The sequence below is a fragment of the Serratia sp. PL7 genome, assembly GCF_945957435.1.
The window spans coordinates 191,069-208,818 of the sequence record NZ_CAMFLB010000011.1 but is presented as its reverse complement, the minus strand read 5'-3'; the positions used below and the strand labels follow the sequence as shown (position 1 = coordinate 208,818).

The window sequence follows — 17,750 nt, the reverse complement described above, 5'->3', positions numbered from 1 at the left end:
CTTCGCTGGCTAAACTAGTATCCTGTAAGGAGTGTCATTTTTGTGGCAATGAGTGCCCGCGCCCCTGCCTTTTGGAGAGAATTTTCACCACCATGAATGCAAAACCCCAACGTCGTTCCCTGCTGCTGCGCCTGCTGGTTGCGGCGATTGCGATCATCGTCGCCGTTCTGGCCTGGCGCCATTTCAGCGCCGCCCAACCGACCGCTGGGACGACGCCGGGCGCGCACCAGGCCGCCGGTAAAACGGGAGCGGGCCGCGCGGCGGGCGGCAGACGCGGCGCGCCGATGTCGCCGGTGCAAGCGGCGACCGCCACGCAACAGACGGTGCCACGCTATCTTTCCGGCTTGGGCACCGCCACCGCCGCCAATACCGTGACCGTCACCAGCCGGGTCGATGGCCAACTGATGGCGATCCACTTTACCGAAGGCCAGCAGGTCAAAGCCGGCGATCTGCTGGCGGAAATCGATCCCCGGCCATTCCAGGTTCAGTTGACCCAGGCTCAGGGGCAGTTGGCAAAAGATCAGGCCACACTGGCCAACGCCCGACGCGATTTGGCGCGCTATCAGCAGCTGGTGAAAACCAATCTGGTGTCCCGTCAGGAGCTGGATACGCAGGCCTCGCTGGTGCAGCAGACCGAAGGCGCGATCAAGGCCGATCAGGGCGCGGTCGACAGCGCCAAACTGCAGATCACCTACAGCCGCATCACTGCGCCAATCGACGGCCGCGTCGGCCTGAAACTGGTCGACGTCGGCAACTACGTTACCAGCGGCAGCACCACCGTTCTGGTGGTGATCACGCAGACGCACCCGATCGACGTGGTGTTCACGCTGCCCGAAGGCAACATCGCCGATCTGCTCAAGGCGCAAAAAGCCGGGCCGGTGAGCGTCGAAGCCTGGGATCGCACCAACCAGAACAAGCTGACGACCGGTTCGCTGCTGAGCCTGGACAACCAAATTGATACCGCCACCGGCACCATCAAGCTGAAAGCGCGCTTCGCCAACGAAGATGACGCGCTGTTCCCCAATCAGTTCGTCAACGCGCGGCTGCAGGTGGATACCCTGCACGATGCGGTGGTGATCCCGACCGCTGCGCTGCAGATGGGCAACGAGGGCAACTTCGTTTGGACGCTCGGCGAAGACAACAAGGTCAGCAAACATCGGGTCACCGCCGGCGTGCAGGACAGCCGGCAGGTGGTGATCAGCGCCGGTCTCAACGCCGGCGATCGGGTGGTGACCGACGGCATCGATCGCCTGACCGAAGGCATGCAGGTGGAAGTGCTCGCGCCGAGCGAAGCGCCGGCGGCGGCCAACGCCAAGCGCGAACCTGACGTTCAGAGGAAGTCCTGATGCAGGTGATGCCTCCCAACGCCGGCGGCGGTCCGTCCCGCCTGTTTATTCTGCGTCCGGTCGCCACCACGCTGCTGATGCTGGCAATATTGCTGGCGGGGATTATCGGTTATCGCGCGCTGCCGGTGTCCGCCCTGCCGGAGGTGGATTACCCCACTATCCAGGTGGTGACGCTGTACCCCGGCGCCAGCCCGGACGTGGTGACCTCCGCCATTACCGCGCCGCTGGAACGCCAGTTCGGCCAGATGTCCGGCCTGAAGCAAATGGCGTCGCAAAGCTCCGGCGGCGCCTCGGTGGTCACACTGCAGTTCCAGTTGGCGCTGCCGCTCGACGTCGCGGAGCAGGAAGTGCAGGCGGCGATCAACTCCGCCACCAACCTGCTGCCGACCGATTTGCCTTACCCGCCGATCTACAGCAAGGTTAACCCCGCCGATCCGCCGATCCTGACGCTGGCCGTGACCTCCACCGCCATGCCGATGACGCAGGTGGAAGACATGGTGGAAACCCGCGTGGCGCAAAAAATTTCTCAGGTGACCGGCGTCGGCCTGGTGACGCTGGCCGGCGGCCAACGCCCGGCAGTGCGCGTAAAATTGAACGCCGCGGCGGTCGCCGCCTATGGCCTGAACAGTGAAACCATTCGCGCCGCCATCAGCAACGCCAACGTCAACTCGGCGAAAGGCAGCCTTGACGGCCCGACCCGATCGGTCACCCTCTCCGCCAACGACCAAATGAAATCTGCCGACGACTATCGCCAGCTGATCGTCGCCTATCAGAACGGCGCGGCGATCCGCCTGCAGGATATCGCCACCATCGAACAAGGGGCGGAAAATACCCGACTGGCGGCCTGGGCCAACAAGCAACAGGCGATCGTGCTGAACATCCAACGCCAGCCCGGCGTCAACGTCATCACCACCGCCGACAGCATCCGCGAAATGCTGCCGACGCTGATTAAAAGCCTGCCCAAGTCAGTCGACGTCAAGGTGTTGACCGATCGCACCACCACCATCCGCGCCTCGGTCAGCGACGTGCAGTTCGAGCTGCTGCTGGCGATCGCGCTGGTGGTGATGGTGATCTACGTGTTCCTGCGCAACGTGCCGGCGACCATTATCCCCAGCGTGGCGGTGCCGCTGTCGCTGGTGGGCACCTTCGCCGCCATGTACTTCCTTGGCTTCTCCATCAACAACCTGACGCTGATGGCGCTGACCATCGCCACCGGCTTCGTGGTGGACGACGCCATCGTGGTGATCGAGAACATCTCGCGCTACATCGAGAAAGGGGAAAAACCGCTCGACGCCGCGTTGAAAGGGGCCGGCGAGATCGGCTTCACCATCATCTCTCTGACCTTCTCGCTGGTGGCGGTGCTGATCCCGCTGCTGTTCATGGGCGACATCGTCGGCCGCCTGTTCCGCGAGTTCGCCGTCACGCTGGCGGTGGCAATTTTGATCTCCGCCGTGGTGTCGCTGACGCTGACGCCGATGATGTGCGCACGCATGCTCAGCCACGAATCGCTGCGCAAGCAGAACCGTTTTTCCGCCGCCTCCGAACGCTTTTTCGACCGGGTGATCGCGCAATATGGCAAGTGGCTGAAAACGGTGCTTAACCATCCCTGGCTGACGCTCGGCGTGGCCGTGGGCACGCTGGCGCTGACGGTATTGCTGTACCTGCTGATCCCGAAAGGTTTCTTCCCGGTGCAGGACAACGGCATCATTCAGGGCACGCTGGAGGCGCCGCAGAGCGTCTCGTTCAGCAACATGGCCGAGCGCCAGCAGCAGGTCGCGGCGCAGATTCTCAAAGATCCGGCGGTGGAGAGCCTGACCTCGTTCGTCGGCGTCGACGGCAGCAACGCCACGCTCAACAGCGGCCGGCTGCAGATCAACCTGAAGCCGCTGAGCGAACGCAGCGAGCGCATTCCGGCGATCATCAGCCGCCTGCAGCAGCAAACGGCGCAGTTCCCCGGCGTGAAGCTGTATCTGCAACCGGTGCAGGATCTGACCATCGATACCCAGGTCAGCCGCACCCAGTACCAGTTCACCCTGCAGGCGATGTCGCTGGACGATCTCAGCCTGTGGGTGCCGCAGCTGATGGATGAGCTGAAGCAAACCCCGCAGCTGGCGGACGTCACCAGCGACTGGCAGGATCAGGGGCTGGTCGCCTATGTCAACGTCGATCGCGATTCGGCCTCCCGCCTCGGCGTCACCATGAGCGACGTGGACAATGCGCTGTACAACGCGTTCGGCCAGCGCCTGATCTCCACCATCTACACCCAGGCCAACCAATACCGCGTGGTGCTGGAGCACGACGTCAGCGCGACACCGGGGTTGGCGGCGCTCAATGAGATCCGTCTGAGCGGCAACGACGGCGCCGTGGTGCCGCTGAGCGCCATAGCCAAAATCGAAGAGCGCTTCGGCCCGCTGTCGGTGAACCATCTCGACCAGTTCCCGTCGGCCACCGTTTCGTTCAACGTCGCCGACGGCTACTCGCTCGGCGAGGCGGTCGACGCGGTCACCCAGGCGGAAAAAAATCTCAATATGCCAAGGGACATCACCACCCAATTCCAGGGGGCGACCCTGGCCTTCCAGGCGGCGCTCGGCAGCACGCTGTGGCTGATTTTGGCGGCGGTGGTGGCGATGTACATCGTGCTGGGCGTGCTGTATGAAAGCTTCATTCATCCGGTCACCATCCTCTCCACCCTGCCGACCGCCGGGGTCGGCGCCCTGTTGGCGCTGATGTTGGCCGGCAGCGAGCTGGACGTGATCGCCATCATCGGCATCATCCTGCTGATCGGCATTGTGAAGAAGAACGCCATCATGATGATCGACTTCGCGCTGGCGGCGGAACGCGAGCAGGGTTTATCGCCGCGCGACGCCATCTATCAGGCCTGTCTGCTGCGTTTCCGGCCGATCTTGATGACCACGCTGGCGGCCTTGCTCGGCGCGCTGCCGCTGATGCTGAGCACCGGCGTCGGCGCGGAGCTGCGGCATCCGCTCGGCGTCTGTATGGTCGGCGGTTTGATCATGAGCCAGATCCTGACGCTGTTCACCACGCCGGTGATCTACCTGCTGTTTGACAAGCTGGCGCGCAACACGCATCGCCAGCTGGATACGCAGGAGCTGCCGTGAAATTCTTCGCCCTGTTCATTCACCGGCCGGTGGCCACCACCCTGCTGACGCTGGCCATCGCCATCAGCGGCGCGATCGGCTTTCGCCTGCTGCCGGTGTCGCCGCTGCCGCAGGTGGATTTTCCGGTGATTTCGATCAGCGCGTCGCTGCCGGGCGCCTCGCCGGAAACCATGGCGTCCTCGGTGGCGACGCCGCTGGAGCGCGCGCTGGGCCGCATCGCCGGGGTTAACGAAATGACCTCGATGAGTTCGCTCGGCAGTACCCGCGTCATTTTGCAGTTCGATCTCGATCGCGACATCAACGGCGCCGCGCGCGACGTGCAGGCGGCGATCAACGCCGCGCAAAGCCTGCTGCCGACCGGCATGCCGAGCCGCCCCAGCTACCGTAAGGTCAACCCTTCCGACGCGCCGATCATGATCCTGACGCTGACCTCGGACACCTACAGCCAGGGGCAGCTTTACGATTTCGCCTCCACCCAGCTGGCGCAGAAGATCAGCCAGACCGAGGGCGTCGGCGACGTTTCCGTAGGCGGCAGCTCGCTGCCGGCGGTGCGGGTGGAGCTGAACCCTTCGGCGCTGTTCAATCAGGGCGTGTCGCTGGACAGCGTGCGGCAGGCCATCGCCAACGCCAACGTGCGCCGTCCGCAGGGCGCCGTGGAAAACCCGCAGCAGCGCTGGCAGATCCAGGCCAACGACGCGCTGAAAACCGCCGATGCTTATCGTCCGCTGATCATTCATTACAACAACGGCTCGGCGGTGCGTTTAGCCGACGTGGCCGAGGTCAAAGACTCGGTGCAAGACGTGCGTAACGCCGGGATGACCGACGCCAAACCGGCGATCATTCTGGCCATCAGCCGCGCGCCGGACGCCAACATCATCGAAACCGTCGATCGCATTCGCGCCGAGCTGCCCGCCCTGCAGGAGAATATCCCGGCCTCGATTCAACTCAACGTCGCGCAGGATCGTTCGCCAACCATCCGCGCGTCGCTGGCCGAGGTGGAACAGTCGCTGGCGATCGCCATCGGGCTGGTGATCCTGGTGGTGTTCATCTTCCTGCGCTCCGGGCGCGCCACGCTGATCCCGGCGGTCGCCGTGCCGGTGTCGCTGATCGGCTCGTTCGCCGCCATGTATCTGTGCGGCTTCAGCCTCAACAACCTGTCGCTGATGGCGCTGACCATCGCCACCGGCTTTGTGGTGGACGACGCCATCGTGGTGCTGGAAAACATTTCCCGCCACGTCGAGGCCGGCATGAAACCGATCAACGCCGCGCTGCTGGGCGCGCGGGAAGTCGGCTTCACCGTGCTGTCGATGAGCGTTTCGCTGGTGGCGGTGTTTATCCCGCTGCTGCTGATGGAAGGCCTGCCCGGCCGGCTATTCCGCGAGTTCGCCGTCACCCTGTCGGTATCGATCGGGCTGTCGCTCATCGTCTCGCTGACGCTCACGCCGATGATGTGTGCCTATTTGCTGCGCCACCAGCCGGCGCGTTCGCAGCGGCGCGCGCGCGGCTTCGGCAAAATGCTGCTGGCGCTGCAGCAGGGTTACGGACGCTCGCTGAACTGGGTGCTCGGCCACTCGCGCTGGGTGCTGGCGGTGTTCCTCGCCACCGTTGCGCTCAACGTCTGGCTGTATATCAGCATCCCGAAAACCTTCTTCCCTGAACAGGATACCGGGCGTCTGATGGGCTTTATCCAGGCCGACCAAAGCATTTCGTTCCAGGCGATGCGCGGCAAACTGGAAGACTTCATGAAAATCGTGCGCGAAGATCCGGACGTGGAAAACGTCACCGGTTTTACCGGCGGCTCGCGCACCAACAGCGGTTCGATGTTCATCTCACTGAAACCCCTGTCGGTACGCAGCGATGACGCGCAGAAAGTGATCGCCCGCCTGCGTGCCCGCCTGGCCAAAGAACCGGGCGCCAGCCTGTTTCTGATGGCGGTACAGGATATCCGCGTCGGCGGCCGGCAGGCCAACGCCAGCTACCAATATACGCTGCTGGCGGACGATCTCGCCGCGCTGCGCGAATGGGAGCCGAAGATCCGCACCGCGCTGGCCGCATTGCCCGAGCTGGCGGACGTCAACTCGGATCAGCAGGATAAAGGCTCGGAGATGGATCTGGTCTACGATCGCGAAACCATGGCGCGCCTCGGCATTTCGGTGTCCGACGCCAACAACCTGTTGAACAACGCCTTCGGCCAGCGACAGATTTCGACCATCTATCAACCGCTCAACCAATACAAAGTCGTGATGGAAGTGGCGCCGCCCTACACTCAGGACGTGAGCTCGTTGGACAAAATGTTCATCATCAACAACGAAGGCAAGGCGATACCGCTCTCCTACTTCGCCAGTTGGCGACCGGCCAACGCGCCGCTGTCGGTAAACCATCAGGGGCTGTCCGCCGCCTCGACCATCTCCTTTAACCTGCCGGACGGCGGCAGCCTGTCGGACGCCACCGCGGCGGTAGAGCGCACCATGACTCAGCTCGGCGTGCCGTCCACGGTGCGCGGCGCGTTCGCCGGCACCGCCCAGGTATTCCAGGACACCCTGAAGTCGCAGCTCATCCTGATCCTGGCAGCGATCGCCACGGTGTATATCGTGCTCGGCGTGCTGTATGAGAGCTATATCCATCCGCTGACCATCCTTTCCACGCTGCCTTCCGCCGGCGTGGGGGCGCTGCTGGCGCTCGAGCTGTTCGGCGCACCGTTCAGCCTGATCGCGCTGATCGGCATCATGCTGTTGATCGGTATCGTGAAGAAAAATGCCATCATGATGGTTGACTTCGCGCTCGAAGCGCAGCGCAACGGCGGCATCAGCGCCCGCGAGGCGATTTTCCAGGCCAGCCTGCTGCGTTTCCGGCCGATCATGATGACCACGCTGGCGGCGTTGTTCGGCGCGCTGCCGCTGGTGCTGACCCGCGGCGACGGCGCGGAGCTGCGCCAGCCGCTCGGCATCACCATCGCCGGCGGCCTGGTGATGAGCCAGCTGCTGACGCTGTACACCACCCCGGTGGTCTACCTTTACTTCGACCGGCTGCAGGCGAAGTTCCGCCGCAACAAGCAACTGGCCCCGTTGCCCCATTAATGGCCGACTGATGCTGATGAAACACACCGCCACAGTACGCTGGCAACTCTGGATAGTGGCATTCGGCTTCTTTATGCAGACGCTGGATACCACTATCGTCAACACCGCCCTGCCCTCGATGGCCGCCAGCCTGGGGGAGAACCCGCTGCGCATGCAGTCGGTGATCGTCTCCTATGTGCTGACGGTGGCGGTGACGCTGCCGGCCAGCGGCTGGCTGGCGGACAAGGTCGGCGTACAGCGGGTGTTTTTCAGCGCCATCGTGCTGTTCACCCTCGGCTCCCTCCTCTGCGCCCGCTCGGAAACCCTGAACGAACTGATCGCCTCGCGCGTGCTTCAGGGCGTCGGCGGCGCGATGATGGTGCCGGTCGGCCGCCTGACGGTGATGAAAATCGTGCCGCGCGAGCAGTACATGGCGGCGATGACCTTCGTAACGCTGCCAGGCCAAATCGGCCCGCTGATGGGGCCGGCGCTGGGTGGCTTCCTGGTGCAATACGCCAGCTGGCATTGGATTTTCCTGATCAATATTCCGGTGGGTATCGTGGGCGCCATCGCCACGCTGCTGCTGATGCCCAACTACCAAATGCAGACCCGCCGCTTCGACGTCAGCGGCTTTATCCTGCTGGCGATCGGCATGGCGTCGCTGACGCTGGCGCTCGACGGCCACAAAGGCATGGGGCTGTCCGGCAGCGCCATCGCCGGCCTGGTGGCGCTGGGCGTGGCGGCGCTGTTGGGGTATGTTTGGCATGCTTACGGCAATAGCCGCGCCCTGTTCTCGCTGCGGCTGCTGCGCACCCCGACTTACAAGATCGGACTGCTGGCCAGCCTGCTGGGGCGCATCGGCAGCGGCATGCTGCCGTTCATGACGCCGCTGTTTCTGCAGGTGGGCATGGGCTTCTCGCCGTTCCACGCCGGGCTGATGATGATCCCGATGATCATCGGCAGCATGGGCATGAAGCGCATCGTGGTGCAGGTGGTCAACCGCTTCGGCTACCGCAACGTGCTGGTGGCCGCCACGCTGCTGCTGGCGCTGGTCAGCCTGAGTTTCCTGCTGGCGGCGATGCTCGGCTGGCTGTGGCTGCTGCCGGTGGTGCTGTTCTTCCAGGGGATGGTCAACTCGCTGCGCTTCTCGGCGATGAACACCCTGACGCTGAAAGATCTGCCGGACCGGCTGGCCAGCAGCGGCAACAGCCTGCTGTCGATGGTCATGCAGCTGTCGATGAGCCTCGGCGTCAGCGTCGCCGGCATCTTAATCGGCAGCTTCGCCCATCACCAGGTGGTGGCCGATAGCCCAGCCATTCACAGCGCATTTATTTACAGCTACTGCTGTATGGCGTTGATTATCGCCCTGCCCGCGCTCGCCTTCGCGCGCGTGCCGGCCGATAGCGCGCCCAACCGCACGCTGACCAAAGAGCCGGGTACCGGCTCAACGAGGTTGCAATGAGGATAGGCATTACCGGGAAGCTGTTCCTGGCCATTTTCGCTACCTGCATGCTGGTGTTGATCACCATGCATTGGGGGGTGCGCGTCAGCTTTGAGCGCGGCTTTATCGATTACATCAAGAGCAGCAACGAGCAGCGCATCAACATGCTGAGCGAAGCGCTGGAGGAACAGTACAGCCATCATGGCAATTGGATATTCCTGCGCAACAACGATCAGGTGGTCTACCAAATCATGCGTTCGTTCGAACAGAACAGCGACAGCAGCCACAATCTGCCGCCCAAGGGCTGGCGCACCCAGTTTTGGGTGGTGGACAGCCAGTTCAATCGGCTGGTCGGGCATTCCGGCCCGTTGCCGAAAGAGGGGCCGCGCCACCCAATCCGCTATAACAACGAGATCGTCGGCTGGGTGCTCACCACCCCGGTCGAGCGCCTGACGCGCAATACGGACATCAACTTCGATCGCCAGCAGCGGCGCACCAGTTGGATTATCGTCGCGCTCTCCACCCTGTTGGCAGCGGCGGTGACCTGGCTGCTGTCGCGCGGCATGCTGGCCCCGGTCAAGCGCCTGGTGGCGGGCACCCACCGCCTGGCGGCGGGCGATTTCACCACCCGCGTGGCGGTCAGCAGCCAGGATGAACTGGGCAGGCTGGCGCACGACTTCAACCAGTTGGCCACCTCGCTGGAAAAAAACGAGCAGATGCGTCGCGCCTTTATGGCCGACGTGTCGCACGAGCTACGCACGCCGCTGGCGGTGCTGCGCGGCGAGCTGGAGGCGCTGCAGGACGGCGTGCGCCAGCCGACGCCGGCGTCGCTCAGCTCGCTGCAGGCTGAGGTATCCACCTTGACCAAACTGGTCGACGACCTGCACCAGCTGTCGCTCTCCGATCTCGGCGCGCTGGCCTATCGCAAGGCGCAGGTGGACTGCGTGCACCTGGTGCAGATCGCCGTCGCCGCCTTCCGCGAACGCTTCCGCGCCAAAGGGCTGGAGATCGTCACCCATCTGCCGGCCCAGGCGCCGCTGTTCGGCGATCCCGATCGCCTGAACCAGCTGTTCAATAACCTGTTGGAAAACAGCCTGCGTTACACCGACGTCGGTGGCCGGCTGGAGATCGGCGCCGAGCTGCAGCCGGGGAGACTGATCCTCTGCTGGCAGGACAGCGCGCCGGGCATCAGCGATCAGCAACTGACGCGCATTTTCGAACGCTTCTATCGGGCGGAAGGTTCACGCAACCGCGCCAGCGGCGGCTCAGGGCTGGGGTTGGCGATCTGCCACAACATCGTGGAAGCGCACGACGGGAAAATCCGCGCCGAGCATTCGCCTTTAGGCGGCGTGCGCATTACAGTAGAATTTGCTACCCCGATAAAAAATAAGGCGCCCTGATGGACATTCAGAATCAACCCGTGCAGATCATGATTGTTGAAGATGAGCCCAAGCTGGGCCAGCTGCTGGTGGATTATCTGCAGGCGGCGGGCTACGCCACCCGCTGGCTGACCAACGGTAATGAAGTGGTGCCGACCGTGCACCAGCATCCGCCGGCGCTGATCTTACTCGACCTGATGTTGCCAGGGGCCGACGGCCTGACGGTGTGCCGCGAGCTGCGCCGCTTCAGCGACGTGCCCATCGTGATGGTGACGGCGAAAATCGAAGAGATTGACCGCCTGTTGGGATTGGAGATCGGCGCCGACGATTACATCTGCAAACCCTACAGCCCGCGTGAAGTGGTGGCGCGAGTGAAAACCATCCTGCGCCGCAGCTATCGGCCGCAGGAGAACGCGCGGGAAGATGACCTGCTGCACATCGATGAACCGCGCTTCCAGGCCAGCTATCAGGGGCAGTTGCTGGATCTGACGCCGGCGGAGTTCCGCCTGCTGAAAACGCTGGCCAGCCAGCCAGGCAACGTGTTTTCTCGCGAGCAGCTGCTGAACAACCTGTACGACGACTACCGGGTGGTCACCGACCGCACCATCGACAGCCACATCAAAAACCTGCGCCGCAAGCTGGAACTGATCGACGGGGAAAAATCCTTTATTCGCTCGGTATACGGTGTGGGCTACCGCTGGGAAGCCGAGCCCTGCCGGCTGATGAATGGGGTTTAGAGGGAAATCAGCGCGTCCAGTCTTCAACCGCCAACCCGGGCACCATGGCGAATGCGCGATCGTTGGTCACCAGCGTCGCGCCACGGCTCTGCGCGTGAGCGGCGATCAGTTGATCCATCGCGCCCATGATTTTGTCCTTTCTCACCATGTTTGCCCGCATTTCACCGTAGCAGCGGGCGGCCTCGCGATCCCATGCATAGACCGTCACCGCAGCAAGAAAGGCCTCGACCATGCTTTGCAACGCCTTGTTCCGCCGTTTGGCCACACCGTAAAGCAGTTCCGCCTCCGTGACGCTGGAAATACATACGGCAGAAGGCGGGAGCTTTTGCATGACGTTAAGCACCTGCGGATGCTGCCGAAACAAGTGGCTGACGGTGTTGGTATCAAACATGTACATCGCCTACTCTTCCTCTGAGAATGGATCGCGGTCTGCAACCCCTTGCTGACGATCTTCCGCGCCAAGAAACTCTTGCGGCACCGGCGTTTGGGCGATAATGCTCAGCAGCGGTGCCCAGCTGTCCGGCTTTGCTGGATATTTGGATAAAATCACGTTTCCCTCCCGATCGCGACGGATATACACACGATCCGTATCAAATTCAAATTCCACCGGTAACCTCACCGCCTGATTTCTACCGTTTTTAAACAGCTTGGCGATTCTTTCCATCTCGACACTCCACAGCAGGCATAGGCCAAAGCATATGCCTGCAGCGCGTCGATGCCAAGATCTATCGCTCACTTTTCACTCACCTTTACGTAGCGGGCAAACGGTAACGCGCAATGCTGCTCGATGAAACCACGTAATTGTCATTATGCGGCGCACTGCGCAATCACCGCGCCTTTCCTTAGCTTCCCGTGCGGCGCCGGGCTCACCGAATGAAAACTCCGCGCCGGCGCAAAAAAACTGCGCATTTTTTCGACTAAGCTGCAGTGAGGTTTAGCCGCCGATTTTCAAGCGATTGGCTACACTTACATCACGAATCGGAACCTACAGGAGAAGAACCATGGCAATCGGTCATTACGAGCTGAAAAAAGCAAAGAACGGACAGTACCACTTCAACCTGAAAGCCAGTAACGGCGAAATTATTCTGGCCAGCGAGATGTATGCCAGCAAAGCCTCGGCGGAGAACGGCATCGCCTCGGTGCAGACCAATTCACCGCACGAAGCGCAGTACGAACTGAAGCACAGCGCCAGCAATCAGCCCTATTTTGTGCTGAAGGCCAAGAACCATCAGGTGATCGGCGTCAGCGAAATGTACAGCTCCGAAAGCGCGGCCAAAAACGGTATCCAGTCGGTGACGAAAAACGGCCCGACCACCGATATCCGCGATTTGAGCGCCTGATCCCCCGTTTCGCCCGCGCGGTGGCCGCCACCGCGCGTTTTCCGTTTGACCGGGATCAATCTCCCTTGAATAAATCCGGTTAACTGCTGATTTCTTGCCGCGCTGCGGCTACAATCCCCCGCTTTTACTGCGCCATCAGGTGGCGTGGTGCTGACCTGAAATCAGACCGAGACACACTATGTTTACACCGGAACTTCTCTCCCCGGCCGGAACGCTGAAAAACATGCGTTACGCCTTTGCCTACGGCGCCGATGCGGTTTACGCCGGCCAGCCGCGCTACAGCCTGCGGGTACGCAACAACGAGTTCAACCACGAGAATCTGGCGCAGGGCATCAACGAAGCGCATGCGCTGGGCAAAAAATTCTACGTGGTGGTGAACATCGCCCCGCACAACGCCAAGCTGAAAACCTTCTTGCGCGATCTGAAGCCGGTTATCGATATGGGCCCGGATGCGCTGATCATGTCCGATCCTGGCCTTATCATGATGGTGCGCGAAGCCTTCCCGCAGATGGACATCCACCTGTCGGTGCAGGCCAATGCCGTTAACTGGGCGACGGTGAAGTTCTGGAAGCAAATGGGCCTGACCCGCGTGATCCTGTCGCGCGAACTGTCGCTGGAAGAGATTGCCGAGATCCGCGCCGAAGTGCCGGACATGGAGCTGGAGATCTTCGTCCACGGCGCGCTGTGCATGGCCTACTCCGGCCGCTGCCTGCTGTCCGGCTACATCAACAAACGCGATCCCAATCAGGGTACCTGCACCAATGCCTGCCGCTGGCAGTACAAGGCGGAGGAAGGCAAAGAGGACGACACCGGCAATATCGTGCACCTGCACGAACCGATCCCGGTGCAGACCGTCGAGCCGACGCTGGGCATCGGCGCGCCGACCGACAAGGTGTTCATGCTGTCTGAAGCGCAAAAGCCAGGTGAATATATGAGCGCCTTCGAAGACGAACACGGCACCTATATCATGAACTCCAAGGATCTGCGCGCCATCCAGCACGTGGAGCGTCTGACGCAGCTCGGCGTGCATTCGCTGAAGATCGAAGGGCGCACCAAGTCCTTCTACTACTGCGCCCGCACCGCCCAGGTCTACCGCCGCGCCATCGACGACGCCGTTGCCGGCAAACCGTTCGATCCGACCCTGCTCACCACGCTGGAAGGCCTGGCGCACCGCGGCTATACCGAAGGCTTCCTGCGCCGCCACGTGCACGAAGCGCAGCAGAATTACGAATACGGCTCTTCGCTCTCCGAGCGCCAGCAGTTCGTCGGCGAGTTCACCGGCGTGCGCCGCGAAGGCTGGGCGGAAGTCGACGTGAAGAATAAATTCTCACTCGGCGACAGCGTCGAGATGATGACGCCAGGCGGCAACGTGCTGTTCACCCTCGAAAGCATGCAAAATAAGAAAGGCGAGCCGATTGAGGTCGCGCCGGGCAACGGCCATATCGTTTATTTGCCGATCCCGCAGGATATTGATCTCAATTATGCATTGCTGATCCGCAATTTGGCGGAAGAAAATAGCGCCGGAGCCTAACAATCAATCGTCGCCATTCGGCGGCGATTTTTAGCAAATATTAGAATTGGATCACATCAATGTGCCCGCAGCTTGGTTACTATCACGCTGCTTAAAACGAACAACGAAAATATTTGCATAGCAATACTAGGAACCACCTCCTTAGCCGGCCCAATCTCCCTTGGGCTGGCTTTTTCTTTATGGGTCCGCCATTGCCGCCGGTGCGCCTATTTTTCATTACGTTTTCCCGTTATCCATTTTAATAAAAATAATAACGCCACATCGATATATAAATAACGCTATAGCGATTAATCCTGCCGCCATTAAAATTCCGCTTATTGTCAGGTTAAATTCAGATAAATTCGCATCGTCTTCATATTCACGGCACAATAGGAAATAACCGGAATTAGCTGAATATTCTGATGGCTTGGCGGCGTAGGCTGGTTTATCTTGAGGCATTCTTGGTTTTCCGCCGGAGGAGATCGGTAATGCCTCAACACTCACATGCAGCCGCCCTGCTTATTCTCAACGGCAAGGGCGCCGGCAACGAAGAACTGCGTCAGGCGGTCACACGGCTGCGCGAAGAGCAAATCACGCTGTACGTGCGCGTGACCTGGGAGCACGGCGACGCCGCGCGCTACGTCGCGGAAGCTGCACAACTCGGCGTCGGCACCGTCGTCGCCGGCGGCGGTGACGGCACCATCAACGAAGTGGCCGCCGCGCTGGTGCAGCTGCCGGCGCATAACCGGCCGGCGCTGGGCATTCTGCCGCTCGGCACCGCCAACGACTTCGCCATGGCGTGCAATATCCCCCCATCCCCCGAACTGGCGCTGCAGCTGGCGATCAAGGGCCGCTCGGTGCCGATCGATCTGGCGAAGGTCAACGGCGAGCGCTACTTCATCAACATGGCCACCGGCGGCTTCGGCACCCGTATCACCACCGAGACACCGGAGAAGTTGAAGGCGGCCTTGGGCGGCGTGTCCTACTTCGTGCACGGCTTGCTGCGCATGGATACGCTGCAGGCCGATCGCTGTGAAATCCGCGGGCCGGACTTCCGCTGGGCCGGCGAAGCATTGGTGATCGGCATCGGCAACGGCAAGCAGGCCGGCGGCGGCCAGGAACTGTGCCCCAGCGCGCTGATCAACGACGGCCTGCTGCAGCTGCGCCTGCTGATCGCCGATGAACTGCTGCCGGCGCTGGTCGCCGCCCTGTTCAACGACGAAGAGAGCAACAGCATCCTCAGCGCGGCGCTGCCGTGGCTCGAGATCGACGCGCCGCATGAGATGACCTTCAACCTCGACGGCGAACCGCTCAAAGGCCGCCATTTCCGCATCGAAGTGTTGCCGCAGGCCATCGAATGCCGCCTGCCGCCTAACTGCGCCCTGCTGGGCTGACCTTGTCGGGCGCAGCCGCTGCGCCCCACTTCTTCCCCTCCGTTCATCCGCTTCCACTCGCGATCAAATGTGATCCTCTCCGGCAAATTCATCAATTCATACTTGTATGGTAGTTAGTTCATGACGTATTTTCGCGCTATCTCTCCGCAGCTACAGGATGTGAAGGTTATGAAAATCGTCAACGCCGAGGTGTTCGTCACCTGCCCGGGGCGCAACTTTGTCACGCTGAAAATCACCACCGATGACGGCATCATCGGCCTCGGTGACGCCACGCTGAACGGGCGCGAATTGCCGGTGGCCTCTTACCTGAAAGATCACCTCTGCCCGCAGTTGATCGGCCGCGACGCGCAGCGGATCGAAGACCTCTGGCAATTCTTCTACAAAGGCGCTTACTGGCGGCGCGGCCCGGTGACCATGTCGGCCATTTCCGCCGTCGACATGGCGCTGTGGGACATCAAGGCCAAGGCCGCCAACATGCCGCTGTATCAGCTGTTGGGCGGCGCCTCACGTTCGGGAGTGATGGTGTATTGCCATACCACCGGCCACTCGATCGACGAGGTGCTCGACGACTACGCCAAACATAAAGAACAAGGCTTCAAGGCGATCCGCGTTCAATGCGGCGTGCCCGGCATGAAAACCACCTACGGCATGGCCAAGGGCAAAGGCCAGGCCTATGAGCCGGCCACCAAGGGTGACTGGCCGGAAGAGCAGCTGTGGTCGACGGAAAAATACCTCGATTTCACCCCCAAACTGTTCGACGCGGTGCGCAACAGGTTCGGCTTCAACGAGCACCTGCTGCACGACATGCACCACCGCCTGACGCCAATTGAAGCGGCGCGCTTTGGTAAAAGCGCCGAGCCGTATCGCCTGTTCTGGATGGAGGATCCGACGCCGGCGGAAAATCAGGCCTGTTTCCGCCTGATCCGCCAGCATACCGTCACGCCGATCGCCGTCGGCGAGGTGTTCAACAGCATCTGGGACTGCAAACAGCTGATCGAAGAACAGCTGATCGACTACATCCGCACCACCCTGACGCACGCGGGCGGCATTACCGGCATGCGGCGCATCGCCGACTTCGCCTCGCTGTATCAGGTGCGCACCGGTTCTCACGGCCCTTCCGATCTGTCGCCGATCTGCATGGCGGCGGCGCTGCACTTCGATCTGTGGGTGCCAAACTTCGGCGTGCAGGAATACATGGGCTATTCCGAGCAAATGCTCGAGGTGTTCCCGCACAGCTGGACGTTCGACGACGGCTATATGCATCCGGGCGACAAGCCGGGCATCGGCATCGAGTTCGATGAGAAGCTGGCGGCCCGTTACCCCTATGAACCGGCCTACCTGCCGGTCGCGCGTCTGGAGGATGGCACCTTATGGAACTGGTAAACACCATGCGCAGCGTCGTGATCGAACAGCCCGGGCGCCTGGCGCTGCAGACGCGCGCGCTGCCACAGCCGGCGGCCGGCGAGGTGCGGGTCAAGGTGAAATTCGCCGGCATCTGCGGCTCCGACGTCCATATCTATCACGGCCATAACCCGTTCGCCCGCTACCCGCGGGTGATCGGCCACGAGTTCTTCGGCCTGATCGATGCGCTGGGCGAAGGCGTCGATCCGGCGCGCCTCGGCGAACGCGTCTCGGTAGACCCGGTGGTGAGCTGCGGCCACTGCTATCCCTGTTCGGTCGGCCGCCCCAACGTCTGCACCTCGCTGCAGGTGATCGGCGTGCACCGCGACGGCGGCTTCAGCGACTACGCCTGCGTGCCGGCACGCAACGCCTATCCGGTTCCGGCCGCCATCAGCGATCGCCACGCCGCGATGATCGAACCCTTCACTATCGCCGCCAACATTACCGCCCATCTGCAACCGCGCCCCGACGACATCGCGCTGATCTACGGCGCCGGGCCGATGGGGCTCACGGTGATCCAGACGCTGAAAGGCGTGTACGGCGTCAAGCAGGTGTGGGTCGTCGATCGCATCGCCGAACGGCTGGACATGGCACGCGCCAACGGTGCCGACGAAGTATTCAACAACGCCGAGGCCGCATTGCCGCAGGCGCTGCAGCAGCGCGGCATTCAGCCGACGCTGATCGTCGATGCCGCCTGCCACCCCGCCATTTTGCCGGAGGCGATCGCGCTGGCTTCGCCGGCGGCGCGCATCGGCATCATGGGCTTTTCCGGCGACGCCTGCACCCTGACCCAGCAGAGCATCACCAGCAAGGAGCTGTCGATCTTCTCCTCGCGCCTGAACAGCGCGCGCTTCCCACTGGTGATCGCCTGGATGGCGGACGGCAAGCTAGACCCGCAGCGGCTACTCACCCACTGCGTGCCCGCCGGCGACGTCGAACGGGCAATGCAGATGTTCGAGCGGGATCAGCGCACCTGCTGCAAGGTACTGCTGCAGTTCGAGTAACGTCACGGCAGCATCGGGGCATG

At 62.1% G+C, this 17,750-nt stretch carries 14 protein-coding genes; 11 read left to right on the top strand and 3 right to left on the bottom strand.

Features of this window, described 5'->3' with window-relative positions:
- The first annotated feature begins 92 nt into the window (after window positions 1-92).
- Genes N6G83_RS32980 through baeR form a run of 6 tightly spaced genes read left to right on the top strand, consistent with a single transcriptional unit; the run spans window position 93 to window position 11,078 of the window.
- Complete coding sequence (locus N6G83_RS32980; protein ID WP_260516076.1) at window positions 93-1,346, top strand: MdtA/MuxA family multidrug efflux RND transporter periplasmic adaptor subunit; 1,254 nt, start codon at window positions 93-95, stop codon at window positions 1,344-1,346.
- Window positions 1,346-4,465, top strand: coding sequence for an MdtB/MuxB family multidrug efflux RND transporter permease subunit (locus tag N6G83_RS32975; RefSeq protein ID WP_142591403.1), 3,120 nt, complete (start codon window positions 1,346-1,348; stop codon window positions 4,463-4,465). The genes N6G83_RS32980 and N6G83_RS32975 overlap by 1 nt, the downstream gene beginning before the upstream one ends.
- Window positions 4,462-7,542 (top strand): multidrug efflux RND transporter permease subunit MdtC, encoded by a 3,081-nt coding sequence (gene mdtC / locus N6G83_RS32970; RefSeq protein WP_025303861.1) that lies wholly within the window; start codon window positions 4,462-4,464, stop codon window positions 7,540-7,542. The genes N6G83_RS32975 and mdtC overlap by 4 nt, the downstream gene beginning before the upstream one ends.
- 10 nt (window positions 7,543-7,552) lie before the next feature.
- Window positions 7,553-8,983: an MFS transporter gene (locus N6G83_RS32965; protein ID WP_049296101.1), complete on the top strand. Its 1,431-nt coding sequence runs from the start codon at window positions 7,553-7,555 to the stop codon at window positions 8,981-8,983.
- A complete protein-coding gene (gene baeS, locus N6G83_RS32960) occupies window positions 8,980-10,362 on the top strand; it encodes a two-component system sensor histidine kinase BaeS (protein ID WP_049204856.1) in 1,383 nt (460 codons plus the stop codon). Before N6G83_RS32965 ends, baeS begins: the two co-directional genes overlap by 4 nt.
- Entirely contained in the window at window positions 10,362-11,078 is a 717-nt protein-coding gene (gene baeR / locus N6G83_RS32955) for a two-component system response regulator BaeR (protein WP_004941568.1), read from the top strand. The genes baeS and baeR overlap by 1 nt, the downstream gene beginning before the upstream one ends.
- Window positions 11,079-11,085: 7 nt before the next feature.
- Here the strand turns inward: baeR and N6G83_RS32950 are convergent, their stop codons facing one another.
- Both N6G83_RS32950 and N6G83_RS32945 read right to left on the bottom strand, forming a co-directional pair.
- Entirely contained in the window at window positions 11,086-11,475 is a 390-nt protein-coding gene (locus tag N6G83_RS32950; RefSeq protein ID WP_043137970.1) for a type II toxin-antitoxin system VapC family toxin, read from the bottom strand.
- Between the two features lie 3 nt (window positions 11,476-11,478).
- Window positions 11,479-11,742: an antitoxin gene (locus N6G83_RS32945; RefSeq protein WP_004941563.1), complete on the bottom strand. Its 264-nt coding sequence runs from the start codon at window positions 11,740-11,742 to the stop codon at window positions 11,479-11,481.
- A 337-nt stretch (window positions 11,743-12,079) separates the two neighbouring features.
- Here N6G83_RS32945 and N6G83_RS32940 point away from each other — a divergent pair, with 337 nt between their 5' ends.
- Window positions 12,080-12,418, top strand: coding sequence for a YegP family protein (locus N6G83_RS32940; RefSeq protein WP_016926703.1), 339 nt, complete (start codon window positions 12,080-12,082; stop codon window positions 12,416-12,418).
- A gap of 178 nt (window positions 12,419-12,596) precedes the next feature.
- Window positions 12,597-13,949, top strand: a complete 1,353-nt coding sequence (gene yegQ, locus N6G83_RS32935; RefSeq protein WP_025303865.1) for a tRNA 5-hydroxyuridine modification protein YegQ — start codon at window positions 12,597-12,599, stop codon at window positions 13,947-13,949.
- A 216-nt stretch (window positions 13,950-14,165) separates the two neighbouring features.
- Here yegQ and N6G83_RS32930 read toward each other — a convergent pair whose 3' ends face one another.
- A complete protein-coding gene (locus tag N6G83_RS32930; protein ID WP_141998673.1) occupies window positions 14,166-14,387 on the bottom strand; it encodes a hypothetical protein in 222 nt (73 codons plus the stop codon).
- A gap of 29 nt (window positions 14,388-14,416) precedes the next feature.
- Here N6G83_RS32930 and yegS point away from each other — a divergent pair, with 29 nt between their 5' ends.
- From yegS to N6G83_RS32915, 3 genes are all read left to right on the top strand, one after another.
- Complete coding sequence (gene yegS / locus N6G83_RS32925; RefSeq protein WP_043137977.1) at window positions 14,417-15,322, top strand: lipid kinase YegS; 906 nt, start codon at window positions 14,417-14,419, stop codon at window positions 15,320-15,322.
- Window positions 15,323-15,490: 168 nt separating this feature from the next.
- The gene (gene manD / locus N6G83_RS32920; RefSeq protein WP_025303867.1) at window positions 15,491-16,705 is read left to right on the top strand and encodes a D-mannonate dehydratase ManD; all 1,215 of its coding nucleotides are present in this window, start codon (window positions 15,491-15,493) and stop codon (window positions 16,703-16,705) included.
- Between the two features lie 5 nt (window positions 16,706-16,710).
- Window positions 16,711-17,727 (top strand): Zn-dependent oxidoreductase, encoded by a 1,017-nt coding sequence (locus N6G83_RS32915; RefSeq protein WP_162496006.1) that lies wholly within the window; start codon window positions 16,711-16,713, stop codon window positions 17,725-17,727.
- The last annotated feature ends 23 nt before the right edge of the window (window positions 17,728-17,750 follow it).

Bases quoted from the DNA above. Each gene is read 5' to 3' on its own strand.
- N6G83_RS32980 (WP_260516076.1), top strand. From the start codon at position 93: ATGAATGCAAAACCCCAACGTCGTTCCCTGCTGCTGCGCCTGCTGGTT.
- N6G83_RS32975 (WP_142591403.1), top strand. From the start codon at position 1,346: ATGCAGGTGATGCCTCCCAACGCCGGCGGCGGTCCGTCCCGCCTGTTT.
- N6G83_RS32965 (WP_049296101.1), top strand. From the start codon at position 7,553: ATGCTGATGAAACACACCGCCACAGTACGCTGGCAACTCTGGATAGTG.
- baeS (WP_049204856.1), top strand. From the start codon at position 8,980: ATGAGGATAGGCATTACCGGGAAGCTGTTCCTGGCCATTTTCGCTACC.
- baeR (WP_004941568.1), top strand. From the start codon at position 10,362: ATGGACATTCAGAATCAACCCGTGCAGATCATGATTGTTGAAGATGAG.
- N6G83_RS32950 (WP_043137970.1), bottom strand. From the start codon at position 11,475: ATGTACATGTTTGATACCAACACCGTCAGCCACTTGTTTCGGCAGCAT.
- N6G83_RS32945 (WP_004941563.1), bottom strand. From the start codon at position 11,742: ATGGAAAGAATCGCCAAGCTGTTTAAAAACGGTAGAAATCAGGCGGTG.
- N6G83_RS32940 (WP_016926703.1), top strand. From the start codon at position 12,080: ATGGCAATCGGTCATTACGAGCTGAAAAAAGCAAAGAACGGACAGTAC.
- yegQ (WP_025303865.1), top strand. From the start codon at position 12,597: ATGTTTACACCGGAACTTCTCTCCCCGGCCGGAACGCTGAAAAACATG.
- N6G83_RS32930 (WP_141998673.1), bottom strand. From the start codon at position 14,387: ATGCCTCAAGATAAACCAGCCTACGCCGCCAAGCCATCAGAATATTCA.
- yegS (WP_043137977.1), top strand. From the start codon at position 14,417: ATGCCTCAACACTCACATGCAGCCGCCCTGCTTATTCTCAACGGCAAG.
- manD (WP_025303867.1), top strand. From the start codon at position 15,491: ATGAAAATCGTCAACGCCGAGGTGTTCGTCACCTGCCCGGGGCGCAAC.
- N6G83_RS32915 (WP_162496006.1), top strand. From the start codon at position 16,711: ATGCGCAGCGTCGTGATCGAACAGCCCGGGCGCCTGGCGCTGCAGACG.